The organism is Curtobacterium sp. MCBD17_021 (assembly GCF_003234525.1).
Classification (GTDB): Bacteria; Actinomycetota; Actinomycetes; order Actinomycetales; family Microbacteriaceae; genus Curtobacterium.
In genome coordinates this window covers 54,105-66,529 of the sequence record NZ_QKTS01000011.1, presented here as the reverse complement: position 1 = coordinate 66,529, position 12,425 = coordinate 54,105, and the positions used below count along the sequence as shown (strand labels likewise).

Annotated in this window: 12 protein-coding genes; 3 read left to right on the top strand and 9 right to left on the bottom strand. The window is 71.6% G+C overall.

All coding sequences use genetic code 11. The features are described 5' to 3' along the window. Positions 1–35 precede the first annotated feature (35 nt). The 6 genes from DEI83_RS11035 to DEI83_RS11010 form a co-directional block, all read right to left on the bottom strand. On the bottom strand, positions 36–821 hold the full coding sequence (locus DEI83_RS11035; RefSeq protein ID WP_375334664.1) for a putative protein N(5)-glutamine methyltransferase: 786 nt from the start codon (positions 819–821) through the stop codon (positions 36–38). 10 nt (positions 822–831) lie between these two features. Then, a complete protein-coding gene (locus DEI83_RS11030) occupies positions 832–1,809 on the bottom strand; it encodes a ribose-phosphate diphosphokinase (RefSeq protein ID WP_111082007.1) in 978 nt (325 codons plus the stop codon). Between the two features lie 113 nt (positions 1,810–1,922). Continuing rightward, positions 1,923–3,350, bottom strand: a complete 1,428-nt coding sequence (gene glmU / locus DEI83_RS11025; RefSeq protein WP_111082006.1) for a bifunctional UDP-N-acetylglucosamine diphosphorylase/glucosamine-1-phosphate N-acetyltransferase GlmU — start codon at positions 3,348–3,350, stop codon at positions 1,923–1,925. Positions 3,351–3,566: 216 nt separating this feature from the next. Then, positions 3,567–4,793, bottom strand: coding sequence for a zinc-dependent alcohol dehydrogenase (locus DEI83_RS11020; RefSeq protein WP_111082005.1), 1,227 nt, complete (start codon positions 4,791–4,793; stop codon positions 3,567–3,569). A gap of 145 nt (positions 4,794–4,938) precedes the next feature. Beyond that, a complete protein-coding gene (locus DEI83_RS11015) occupies positions 4,939–6,327 on the bottom strand; it encodes an MFS transporter (RefSeq protein ID WP_111082004.1) in 1,389 nt (462 codons plus the stop codon). Between the two features lie 84 nt (positions 6,328–6,411). Beyond that, a complete protein-coding gene (locus DEI83_RS11010; protein ID WP_220036780.1) occupies positions 6,412–7,407 on the bottom strand; it encodes a helix-turn-helix transcriptional regulator in 996 nt (331 codons plus the stop codon). A gap of 104 nt (positions 7,408–7,511) precedes the next feature. Between DEI83_RS11010 and DEI83_RS11005 the strand changes: the two genes are divergently transcribed. Continuing rightward, positions 7,512–7,961, top strand: a complete 450-nt coding sequence (locus DEI83_RS11005; protein ID WP_111082003.1) for a MarR family winged helix-turn-helix transcriptional regulator — start codon at positions 7,512–7,514, stop codon at positions 7,959–7,961. A gap of 164 nt (positions 7,962–8,125) precedes the next feature. Next, positions 8,126–8,275, top strand: coding sequence for a hypothetical protein (locus DEI83_RS15975; protein ID WP_181419412.1), 150 nt, complete (start codon positions 8,126–8,128; stop codon positions 8,273–8,275). A gap of 98 nt (positions 8,276–8,373) precedes the next feature. Here DEI83_RS15975 and DEI83_RS11000 read toward each other — a convergent pair whose 3' ends face one another. From DEI83_RS11000 to DEI83_RS10990, 3 genes are read right to left on the bottom strand one after another with little or no spacing between them, the layout of a single operon-like run. Beyond that, the gene (locus DEI83_RS11000) at positions 8,374–9,222 is read right to left on the bottom strand and encodes a carbohydrate ABC transporter permease (protein ID WP_111082002.1); all 849 of its coding nucleotides are present in this window, start codon (positions 9,220–9,222) and stop codon (positions 8,374–8,376) included. Next, positions 9,222–10,193: a carbohydrate ABC transporter permease gene (locus DEI83_RS10995; protein ID WP_181431183.1), complete on the bottom strand. Its 972-nt coding sequence runs from the start codon at positions 10,191–10,193 to the stop codon at positions 9,222–9,224. The genes DEI83_RS11000 and DEI83_RS10995 overlap by 1 nt, the downstream gene beginning before the upstream one ends. Beyond that, entirely contained in the window at positions 10,190–11,509 is a 1,320-nt protein-coding gene (locus tag DEI83_RS10990; RefSeq protein ID WP_111082001.1) for an ABC transporter substrate-binding protein, read from the bottom strand. The genes DEI83_RS10995 and DEI83_RS10990 overlap by 4 nt, the downstream gene beginning before the upstream one ends. 213 nt (positions 11,510–11,722) lie before the next feature. Between DEI83_RS10990 and DEI83_RS10985 the strand changes: the two genes are divergently transcribed. After that, complete coding sequence (locus DEI83_RS10985; protein ID WP_111082000.1) at positions 11,723–12,421, top strand: hypothetical protein; 699 nt, start codon at positions 11,723–11,725, stop codon at positions 12,419–12,421. Positions 12,422–12,425 lie beyond the last annotated feature (4 nt).

Below are 12,425 nucleotides of genomic sequence, written 5' to 3'. Positions count from 1 at the left end.
CGACCTCGGGGTGGGAGCGACACGGCGGCCTGCGCTCAGGCGGGCAGGGTCGCGACGACGCAGGTCCCGTCGACCTCGTCGTCCCGTGCGAGCTCCACGGCGAACCCGGTCGCGCGGAACAGGTCCGCGGAGACCGGCGCCTGCTCACCCGACACCTCGATGACCACCGACCCGCCGGGCCGCACCCACTCGGCAGCGCCGGCAGCGATCCGCCGGTGGAGGTCGAGTCCGTCGACACCGCCGTCGAGCGCGACCCGGCGCTCGTGCTCCCGGGCCTCGGGCGGCATCGTCGCGATGGCGTCGGTGGGCACGTAGGGGGCGTTCACGGCGAGGACGTCCACGACACCGCGGAAGCGTGTGGGCAGGGGCGCGAACAGGTCGCCGGTGACCACGATGCCCCGGTCGCCCAGGTTCTCCGCCGCCACCTCGGTGGCGTCGGGGTCGATGTCGGCCGCGACGAGGTCGAGCGCGCCCACCCGTTCGAGCAGCGCCATCGCGACGGCCCCCGCTCCGCAGCACAGGTCGACGACACGGTCGTACCGCCGGAGACGTCGGGCGGCTTCGGTCACGACGACGCGTGTACGGGCTCGGGGCACGAAGACCCCCGGGGTCACGCGGACCCGGTGTCCGTCGAAGGCCGCCCAACCGAGGACGTACTCGAGCGGCTCACCCGCGAGCCGCCGCTGCACCAGGCCGCGCAACCGGACGGCGTCACCGTCGCCGGCTGCGAGGAGCAGGTCCGCCTCGTCCTCGGCGAACACGCTCCCGCCGGCCCGGAGCCGGGCGGCGAGGGCGTCTCGCGCGGTCGGTGCCACCGTCAGCGCCGACCGATCAGGCGGCGCCGTCGAACATCGACGTCACGGAGCCGTCGTCGAACACCTCGTGGATGGCGCGGGCGATGAGCGGGGCGATCGGCAGCACCTCGAGCTTGTCCCAGCGCTTCTCGGGCGGCAGCGGCAGCGTGTCGGTGACGACGACGCGGTCGATGAACTCGCTCTGCAGCAGCTCGGTCGCCGGGTCCGAGAACACGGCATGGGTGGCGGCGACGACGACGCCCTTGGCGCCGCTGGCCTTGAGGGCTTCGGCCGCCTTGGCGATGGTGCGTCCGGTGTCGATCAGGTCGTCGACGAGCAGGCACCAGCGGCCGGAGACGTCACCGACGATCTCGTGCACGGAGACCTGGTTCGGCACGAGCGGGTCGCGACGCTTGTGGATGATCGCCAGCGGGGCGCCGAGCTTCTCGGACCAGATGTCGGCGACACGGACACGCCCCATGTCGGGCGAGACGACGGTCAGGGTCTCCGGGTCGAGCATCTCCTTGAAGCGCTCGAGCAGGACGGGCATGGCGAACAGGTGGTCGACCGGTCCGTCGAAGAAGCCCTGGATCTGCGGCGCGTGCAGGTCGACGCTCATGATGCGGTGCGCGCCCGCGGCCTTGAACAGGTCGGCGACGAGGCGGGCCGAGATCGGCTCGCGCCCGCGGCCTTTCTTGTCCTGGCGGGCGTACGGGTAGAACGGCGCGACGACGGTGATGCGCTTGGCCGAGGCACGCTTCAGCGCGTCGACCATGATGAGCTGCTCCATGAGCCACTCGTTGATCGGGGCGGTGTGCGACTGGATGACGAAGGCGTCGCACCCGCGCACCGACTCGTCGAAGCGGGCGTAGAGCTCGCCGTTGGCGAAGGTCCGGGCGTCGGTCGGGACGAGGTCGACACCGAGCTCTTCCGCGATCGCCTCTGACAGTTCCGGGTGCGCTCGCCCGGCGACCAGGACGAGTCGCTTCTGGCCGGTTGTCTTGATTCCGGACACGTGTGGTGCTCACTCCCTGACCCCGAGTGGGGGCCGATCTGACCCCGCCGGGGCCGATGTCCTGGGCTCCGATCGGGGCCCACCGCTGACGGCCGCGTGGACCGTCGAAGGTGTCATTCGCCGCGCGCGCGCCGAGCAGCCTCGGCCGCCGGGGTGCCGGGTCGGTTCTCCTCGACCCATCCCTCGGTGTTGCGCTGGGGGGCGTAGCTGATCGCGAGCGACCCGGCCGGCACGTCCTTGCGGACGGTCGTACCTGCACCGGTGTACGCCCCGTCCCCAATCCTAACCGGGGCGACGAACACGTTGTGCGACCCGGTCCGGACGTTCGAGCCCACGACGGTGCGGTGCTTGTGCACGCCGTCGTAGTTCGCCGTGATGGTGTTCGCGCCGATGTTGGAGTCCTCACCGACCTCGGCGTCGCCGATGTAGGACAGGTGCGGGACCTTGCTCCCACGGCCGATCACGGCGTTCTTCGTCTCGACGAACGTGCCGATCTTGCCGCGGTCACCGAGGACCGTGCCCGGGCGGAGGTAGGCGAATGGCCCGACCGAGGCGCCGTCCCCGATGACCGCGAGGGTGGCGTCGACCCGGTTCACGGTGGCGCCGGCACCGACCTCGGTGTCGCGGAGCGTGGAGCCCGGACCGACGACGGCTCCGGACGCGATCGCCGTCGCGCCGAGCAACTGCGTGTCGGGCAGCAGTTCGGCGTCCGGCTCGATCGAGACGTCGAGGTCGATCCACGTCGACGTCGGGTCCTGCACCGTGACACCCGCGAGCTGGTGACGGCGGACGATCCGCGCGTTGAGTTCCCTCGCGGCGTCGGACAGCTGGGCGCGGTCGTTGATGCCGGCGACCAGCCACGGGTCGGTCAGGGTGACGACGTCCACCCGGCCGCCGCGGGCGGCGATGAGCGCCGGGACGTCGGTGATGTACTTCTCGCCCTGGGCGTTGTCGGTGGTCAGCGAGGGCAGGACCGCTCGCAGGTGCGTCACGTCGAACGCGTAGATGCCGGCGTTCGTCTCGGTGACGGCGCGCTGCTCGTCGGTGGCGTCCTTGTGCTCGACGACACCGGTGAAGGCTCCGGAAGCGTCACGCAGGATCCGGCCGAGGCCGGTCGGATCGTCCTGGATGGCGCTGACGAAGGTGACGGCGTTGGACTGGCTGGTGTGCGCGTCGACGAGCCCGTGGAGGCTCTGCGCGTCGAGCAGCGGGACGTCTCCGGAGAGCACCACGACGACGCCGTCGAAGTCGGCCGGGAGGGAGCTCACCGCGACCTCGACGGCGCGGCCGGTGCCCGGGACGTCGTCCTGGTCGACCACGAGGGCGTCCGGCGCACGCTCGGTGATCTCCGCCGCGACGCGCTCGCGCTCGTGCCGCACCACGACCGCGACGTGCTCGGGCGACAGGGACTCGGCGGTCCGGAGCACGTGGGCGATGAGGGGCAGCCCGGCGAGCCGGTGCAGCACCTTGGGGAGCGAGGACTTCATGCGCGTGCCCTGCCCGGCGGCGAGGACGACGACGGCGATCCGCTGGTCGGTCATGCAACCCATCCTGGCGCACCGCTCCCCCGGCGTCCGACCGTCGCACCGATCTGTGCGGAACTCCGCGCCGCTCCCCGCTGTGGAGGAGCGGTGCCCCGGTCGCGAACGCTCGGAGGCCCGGCGCCGGTCCGCCGGACCGGCGCCGGTCCGCCGGATCGGTGCCGGGCCTCCAGGCCGAGCCTGCGTGCAGGCCGAGCCGTGCGTGCAGGCCGACCGTCAGGCCGACGTGTCCGTCAGCTCCACCTTGATCCACCCGGGCTCGCGGCGGTCGAACGCCTCGTACGCGTCGATCGCGGAGCCGATCTCCTCGTGCTCCGTGATGAGCGCGGTCGGGTCGAACTGCCCCGCGGCGACCATGTCGATGAGCGGCGGGGTGACCGAGTGGTGGTCACAGTTGCCCATCCGGATGGTGAGGTTCTTGTTCATCGCCTCGCCGATCGGGTACGACTGCGCGGTCGGTCCGTAGACGCCGATGATGCCGATCCGGCCGTACTTCGCGACCGAGGCGACCGCCCACTGCGCGACCTGCGACGGGCCGTCGCCGGGCTTCCACTGCTGCTGCTCGCCGAAACCGTCCGGGGAGGCGTCCGGGGCGACCTGCTGCACCTCGGCGTCGAAGGCCGCAGCCTGCTCGTCGGTGACTGCGGCCGGGCCCCGCTTCGGGCGCTCGGCGTCCACCCCCACCGCGTCGATGACGGCGTCGGCGCCGATCCCGTTGGTGAGGTCCAGGATCGCCTGCACCGGGTCCTCGCGGTTGTAGTCGACGATCTCGCAGTTCTGCGTGAGCGCCGCGGCCAGGCGGGTCTCCTCGCCGTCGACGACGATGACACGACCGGCGCCCTGCTTGAACGCCGACGCCGCGGCGAACTGCCCGACGATCCCGGCACCGAACACCACGACGACGTCCCCGCGGGTCACGCCCGCGAGCTCCGCTCCGAACCAGCCCGTCGGGAAGATGTCGGAGAGGAGGATCGCCTGCTCGTCGGTGACGTTCTCGGGCAGCGGGTGCATGGTGTTCTGCGCCCACGGCACCCGGACGTACTCCGCCTGCAGGCCGTTCACCGGGCCGGTGGACTCGGGCCCGCCGAAGAAGCTCGTACCGGCCTGCGGCCCGTTCGGGTTCGCCACGTCGCACTGCGCCGTCTGTCCCATCCGGCAGTACCGGCAGGCGCCACAGGAGATCGTCGAGTTGATCACGACGCGGTCGCCGGCGCTGAAGCCGCGGACGGCGTCGCCGACCTGGGTGACGACGCCGACGGCTTCGTGGCCGAGGATCGTTCCCTCCTGCATCGGCGCCATCGTCCCGCGCACGAAGTGCAGGTCGGTGCCGCAGATCGCGGAGCGGGTGATGTGCACGATCGCGTCGTGCGGGTCCTGGATGGTGGGCTCCGGGACCTCGTCGAGCCGGATGTCGCCGATGCCGTGCCAGACCACTGCCTTCATGGGGTTCCTCCTCGGTTGCCGTCGCGCCGGACGGTACGCGCGGCCGACTCCGTGCCCGCAGACGTCACGCGCCCCGCGGACACCGGGAGCATGACGACCCGGCGGAACCGAGCGGGGTGTCGTGGCCGGGGCGGAGCGGAGCGGGTCAGGCCGCGGGGCGGGGTTCGTCGCGCACGAAGGCCATGAGCACGAGTCCGGCGACGAGGACCACGACGACCCCGAGGATCCCGTACCGCGTCGACCCGCCGATCGTCACCGCGACGCCGAACAACGCCGGCGCGATGAACGACGCCGCGCGGCCGGTCGTGGCGTAGAGGCCGAACAGCTCGCCCTCGCGGCCGGGGGTCGCGAGCTTCGCCAGGTACGCCCGCGAGGACGACTGCACCGGCCCGACGAACATGCACAGCCCGAGGCCGAGCACCCAGAACGAGACCTGGGCCGAGCCGGCGAACAGCACCGCGGTGCCGAACACCGACAGTCCGACGAGCGACACCATGATGAGCGGACGGGACCCGAACCGGTCGTCGAGTCGGCCGGAGAGCACGGTCGAGATGCCCGCGACGACGTTCGCCACGATCGCGAACAGGATCACCCCGGACGGGCTGAAGCCGAACACCTGTGCGGCGATGATGCCGCCGAAGGTGAAGACGGCGCCGACCCCGTCGCGGAAGACCGCGCTGGCCAGCAGGAACGCGAGCACGTTGCGTCGCGTCCGCCAGAGCCGTGCGACGTCACGGCCGAGATCGGCGTACGCCGTCCACAGTGACCCCCGCCGCGTCGGGTCGGCGGGGGCTTCCGGTACGGCGATGAAGAGCGGGATCGAGCTGACGGCGAGCCACACGGCGGCGATGCCGATCGCTGCGCGGACGTCCCACTGCCCGCCTGCCACGGTCGCCGGCAGCTGCAGGAGTCCGCCCCGTCCGTCGACCCCGAAGTCCTGGATGCACAGCAGGAGCAGGACGACGAGGAGCACGATGCCACCGAAGTAGCCGGCAGCCCAGCCGATCGCCGACACCCGGCCGGTCTTCGGTCCGGGTGCGACCTGCCCGAGCATCGCGTTGTAGCCGACGCAGGCGATCTCGTAGGCGACCGTCCCGATGCCGATGAGTGCGGCGCCGAGGACCAGTGCGGGCTGCTCGGGCGCGACGAACACCATGCCGACGATCGAGAGGAAGACCCCGACGGTCGCGATGAGCACCGAACGCTTCCGGTGCCCGGACGTGTCCGCCAGTCGTCCGACCGCCGGGGCGACCAGTGCCACCAGGATGCCCGCGACGGTCAGTGCCGTCGAGACCACGGCGGCGTTGTGGGCGAGTTCCCGCTCCACGGCGGCGGCGGCGGCCGTGGAGGAGTCCTCGGCCGCGACGAGTGCCGGGTCCACGAAGGCCCGGCTCGCCAGGTAGGTGCTGAAGACGAACGTCGTGACGACGGCGTTGAAGGCCGCGGAACCCCAGTCCCAGAGCGCCCAGGACACGAGTGCCCGGCGTCGGGTCGGGGTCGGCGGGGCCGCGGCGGTCGTCGGCGTACCGGTCATGGCGGAACCGTAGCGCGTCCGGGTGTCCGGTCGGGGAACCGTGCGGTGCGCGCACAGCGCTCCGGCTCGGCTCGTCGACCGCGGTCAGCGGCGGAGCGTCTGCTTCGGGTACTCACCGAACCGCTCGGCGTAGGCGGCGGAGAACCGTCCGAGGTGCGCGAAGCCCCACCGGGTGGCGACCTGCCCGACCGACACCGTCCTGGGGTCCCGGGCGAGGAGCTCCTCGTGCACGCGGTCGAGGCGCACCTGCCGCAGGTAGGTCAGGGGTGAGACGCCGAACGTCCGGCGGAACGACTCCTGCACGCTGCGCACGCTGAGCCCCGCGACCCGTGCCAGGTCCGCGATGGTGATCGGGTCCTCGGGGTGGGCGTGGATGTGCTCGACGGCTGCGCGGAGCTTGGCCTGCCGGGGGTGCAGCAGTTCGGCGGGCAGCCGGTCGAGCTGTGGCGGGACGACCCGGAGGAAGGCGTCCACCGTCTGCCGCTTCGCCTCGTGCCACACGAGCGAGTCGGTACCGCCCTCGCGGAGCGCGCGGGCGAGTGTGCCGAGCGCGTCGCGCCAGTGCCGCACCGCCACGGCGTCCGGCGGTCGCAGGTGGTCGAAGCGCAGGTCGCGGGTCCCGACGTCGAAGTGCTCGGCGGCGACGTCGCGGACGAACCGACGGTCCAGGTGCACGAGCTGCTGGTCGTAGTCGGTGGCGACGAACACCACGTCGCGGTGGGCGGGGAACAGCATCGGGTTCCCGACGCGGAGCGGCACCCGGTCGCGGAGGGTGTCCGGGATCCCGGAGCCCGCGGTGAGCCAGCTCATCACCAGGTCGTCACCGGGTGCGGACGCGCCGCGGAGGAACCCGCTCATGGTGGAGCGCCGCATCGACAGCTCGGAGTCACCGACGGCCGTGTACCGGTACGAGAACTCCCCCTCGGTCCGGCGGGACAGCCACTGCTTGCCCTCGTAGATCCCGGCGAGGTCGCGGACGGCGGCGTCCGGCTCGGTCCCGGCGACCTCGAACCGGACCGGGACGACGGTGGGCTCGTCGGGGACGCCCTCGCTGGGCCCCGTCGCCGTCGACCCGCTCACCGCGCCACCCCGCTGGGGCGCGGACCAGCGCCATCTGGATACCCTTGCCTCGAGCGTGCCGGGGACCCGACCTGCGCGCCGCTGCGGGGAGAGGAGGTGAGCCGGTGAGCGACCTCGACGTCATGGGCGCCCTGACCCGGCTCGAGCACGCCTCGATCTCGTTGCGGGACCGGCTCCGCGACCGCACGGGCATCTCCGGCACGGACCTGTCGGTGCTGCAGTACGTGTGGCGCGCGAAGTCCGGTCGTCGGACGGTCCGGGTGAAGGACCTCAGCGTGCACCTCGGTCTGACGGGTCCGGCGGTGACCGGCATCATCGACCGGCTGGAACGCCAGGGCGTGCTGCAGCGGGTGCCGAACCCGGAGGACGGCCGCAGCCGCTTCATCGAGCTGACGCCCGGACAAGAGGAGGTGTTCGCGGCGGCGCTGGACGGCACCAACGAGCAGTTGCACGAACTCCTGTCCTCCTTCTCCGAACGAGAGCGCCGGCGCCTCGTCCGCATCGTGGACCGCATCGTCACGGCGCTCGACGGCGGAGTACCACCGACGTCGTAGTGCAGGCTATGGGCCGGTCCGATCGTGGACGGGGGCTTTGTCCACGCAACGCGGATGGGTAACTGCACGACCTACTTCGGCGGACGCGTCCCCGTCCGCGGTCGTACCGTCGGATGCGATCAGGACCCCTCACACGGGGGTCATGTCCGACGGGAAGGGACACCATGGGCATGTACGAGTCCGAGCCGGGCGTCGACCCGGTGCGCATCACCACCATCCGACGTCTGCGCCGCCGCTGGAAGCACGGCGAGCAGCCGACCGACGACCAGGGGCTGTTCGACGACCTCTTCGTGGGCACGACGAAGCAGCGCTGACGCACCGAGGGCGATGCGCCAGCGCGTCGCGCTGGAACCCATGACGGGAGGCCCGTGGCGGAGATCGCCACGGGCCTCCCGTCATGTCCGGGGCCGGCTCAGCCCTTGACCGCGCCCGAGGTGAGGCCGGAGACGATCGACCGGCGGAACACCAGCACGAGGATGACGATCGGCACCGTGGCCGCCACGCTCGCCGCGAAGATCTGCGCGAACGGCACCGTGAACTGTGTGCCGAAGAGGGCGATGCCGACCGGGATCGTCCGGAGCGAGTTCTCGCTGTTGAAGGTGAGCGCCATGAGGAACTCGCTCCACGAGGCGGTGAAGGTGAAGACCCCGACGGTGAACAGCCCGGGCTTCGCCATCGGCAGGATCACCGAGAGCACGGTCCGCCAGGCGCCGGCACCGTCGATCTCGGAGGCCTCCTCGATCGTCGACGGGATGCCCTGCAGGTAGTTGCGCATGATCCAGATGGCGAACGGCAGGTTGAACGCCACGTACGGCACGATGAGGCCCGGGTACGAGTTGAGCAGCCCGAGGTTCCGCTCGAGCAGGTACAGCGGGGTGAGCACCGCGATCGCCGGGAACACCGACAGCATGAGCAGCGAGGTCATGATCGCCGTCCGCCCGCGGATCCACCGTCCGGCGAGCGCGTACCCGGCCAGGAACGCCAGCGCGAGCACGATCACCGTCGTGGACACCGACACGATGACGCTGTTCACCATGTACTGCCCGAGCGCGTTGTCGCGGAAGGCCACGACGAAGTTGTCGAGCGTGAACGACACCGGGAAGGCCGTCGGCGGGGACTGCGCGATCTCGGACGACGGCTTGAACGACGTCGTCACGAGCCAGTACAGCGGCAGCGCGGTCACCACCGCGATCACGACGGCACTGACGTTGACGGCGTTGACCCACCGCCGCCATCCCTTGCGGATCCGTTGACGGGGCATCAGGCCTCGCCTCCCTTCGCCTGGTTCCGGAACGCCCGGAGGAAGAGCAGGCAGCCGGCGGCCACGATGAGCGCCGTGCTCGTCGCGATCGCGGCTCCCGGCCCGATGTTGATGTCCTGGAAGAGCACCTTGTAGCCCATGATCGCAAGCGACTGGGTACTCGTGCCGGGGCCGCCGTTCGTCAGCACGAACGGCAGGTCGAAGACGCCGAACGCCTGCAGGATGCGGAACAGCACGGCGATGGTCAGGGTCGGCGCGAGCTGCGGCAGCACCACGCGCCAGAACGTCTGCCACCCGTTCGCCCCGTCGAGTTCGGCGGCCTCGTAGTGGTCCTCGGAGATCTGCACGAGCCCGGCGAGCAGGATGATCGCGACGAACGGCGTCGTCTTCCAGATGTCCGCGACCATGAGTCCGGTGATCGCCGGGACGGGCTCGCCGAGGATCACCGGAGCGTCGCCGAACAGGGCGAAGAACCACGTGGCGACGCCGTAGGTGGAGTCGTAGACGTACTTCCAGAGCTGCGCGTTGACGATCGTGACGAGCGACCACGGGATGAGCATGAGCGCGAGCATCCAGCCCCGGGTGGCGCCGAGCCGCTCGAGCACGAGGGCGACGAGCATGCCGAGGACGAGCTCCACGAACACCGTCACGATCGTGTACAGGAACGTGAAGCCCAGCGCCCGGTACCAGTCGGCACTCTGCACGAGGGCGACGTAGTTGTCGAACCCGAAGCCCTGGATCGCGAAGCCGTCGTAGCCGATCTCGACGTCCGCGAAACTGAGGACGATCGAGTACACCACGGGGAAGATCGTCACCGCGGCGACGACCAGGAGGGCCGGGGCGGCGAAGCCCCAGGCGCTCCGGGCGCGCAGGCGGTCGAGACGGTTGCGCCCGCTCTGGCGAGCGACGGGGTCGGGCCGGGTCGGGCCTCCCGGACGGGTCGGTGTCCGGACGCCGGTCGCGGCGCTCACAGCGCTGCTCCCCGGAGCGCGAGGTCGATGGCGTCCGCCATCGCGCTCGTCCCGCCGTCGACAGTGCGCTGCCCGCCGAGGATGCCGTTGCCGTTCTGGTAGACCCCCTGCGAGACCTTCGGGTAGTAGGCCGTCGACGTCGGACGGGGCACGAGCGTGATGCCGGCCGCGGTGTCGTACGTCGGCCGCTGCTGGCGCTTCGCGTCGGCGCTGACGAGCGACGCGGAGCGGGCCGGCAGGACCCCGCCCTCGCGCGTGAGGAACTGCTGCGCGGTCTCGCTCGACATCCAGCGGGCGAAGGTGAGCGCCGCCGCCGGCTGCTGCGTGTGCGGGTTGATGTAGTTCCCCCATCCGCCGATCGTCGAGTGGTGGTCGTCCATCCCGTCGAAGGTCGGACGGGCGGCGAGCCCGACCTTGCCCTGGACCGCACTGTCCGGGCCGTTCGCGATGCCCCACGCGTAGGACCAGTTGCGGAGGAACGCGGCACGACCGCCGGAGAACGCGTCGTTCGTGTCCTGCTCCTGGTACGTGAGCGTCGCCCGCGGGCTGGCGCCGGAGGTGACGAGCGAACGCATGAACTCGAACGCCCGCCGGGTCTCGGAACTCGTCGTCGTCGCGTTCTCGAGGCCGTCGTCGAGGAGCGATCCGCCCGCGTCGGCCACGAACTCGGTGACGTTGCAGGTCAGCCCCTCGTACACGTCGCCCTGGAACGCGAACCCGTAGGAGACGTCCCCGGTGTCGACGAGCTTCGCGGCGGTCTCACGGACCTCCTCCCACGAACCCGGCACCTGGAAGCCGTGCTTGTCGAGCAGGTCCTTGCGGTACAGGAAGAACGACTCGTCGATGTACAGCGGGAACATGTAGTACGTGCCGTCGACGCTGGCGGCGAGCCGGAGCCCCTCGGGGAACTGCTCGAAGAACTCCTCCCCCACGAGCGTGTTCACCGGTGTCGCGAGCTTGTTCTTCGCGAACTGCCCGGGCCAGGCGACGTCGCCCAGGTACACGTCCGGGGTCGGCGACCCGGCGGCGATCTGCGTCGTCAGCGAGGTCCGGTTCGTGTCGGTGTCACTCGGGGCGCTGACGATGCGGACGCGGATGTCGGGGTGCTCCTTCTGGAACTCCGCGATGAGCCTACGACGCAGGTCCCCGCCGTCCTTCGACGCCACCTGGCCGGCCCACCAGCTGATGGTGGCGGGGCCCTCCGGCGGGTCGGTCGGCCAGTCGGCGACCTCGGTGCGCTCGGGCCGCGTGGAGCAGCCGGCGAGCAGCAGCACCCCCGTGCCTCCGAGCAGGAACAGCCTGCGGTCGATGTCCATCCGTCCTCCTTGACGTCCGGTCCGCACCCCCGGCCACCGTCTGAGCGGGCGCGCGAAGCTGTGGGCCCACTCAACCCCTGCCCACACGATCGCGCCTGGGAGTCCGCCGAGCACCATGCCGCACCTGCGTCGACGCCCTTCCGTCCCGTCCGCCCGGCGCGCCCATCGACCCCCCGGAGCCGTGCCGGACCCGGCTCGGGTTACGGTGACCGGGTGCGCGGACGACGGACGACGGAGCCAGCGCCCGACGACGCCGCCGACCGCGCACCGAGGGCCGTGGTCGTCGTGTCCCCCGACCCACGTCGACGTCCCGCCCGCGCGACCCCCTGGCGTCGAGTCCTGGTGGGGGTCGTGCTCGCGGCGGTGCTCGGCGGGACCGCGGTCGCCGCAGCCGGGACGCTCGTGTCGCAGCGGACCGCCGAACGCTTCGCCGTCGAGGACGCCAGTCGCGACACCGCGACCGTCGCCCGGATCGTCGTCGAACCCGCGCTCCGCGACGCGATCGCCGAGCCGGATGCGGACGCCGCCGAACGTCGCCAGGCGCTGGACGGCCTCGACCGCGCCGTCCGCCGTGCCACCGCGGCGAGCGCCGCCGTCCGCGTCAAGCTCTGGGCACCCGACGGGACCGTGCTCTGGTCCGATGAACCCAGACTGACGGGCGAACGGTTCACCCTGTCCGACGAGGACCTCGAAGCACTCGCCGAGGACCGGTCCGATGCCGAGGTGTCCGACCTGACCGCACCCGAGAACCGCTACGAGCGGGGGCAGGGTCCGCTCCTCGAGGCCTACCAGGCGGTCCACGTCCCCTCCGGCGCCCCGCTGCTGCTCGAGGTCTACTACCCCTACGACGCCGTGCTGGAGAGTTCGGCATCGCTGCGGACGCGTTCGCGGCGCTCGCCTTCGGCACGGTGACCGT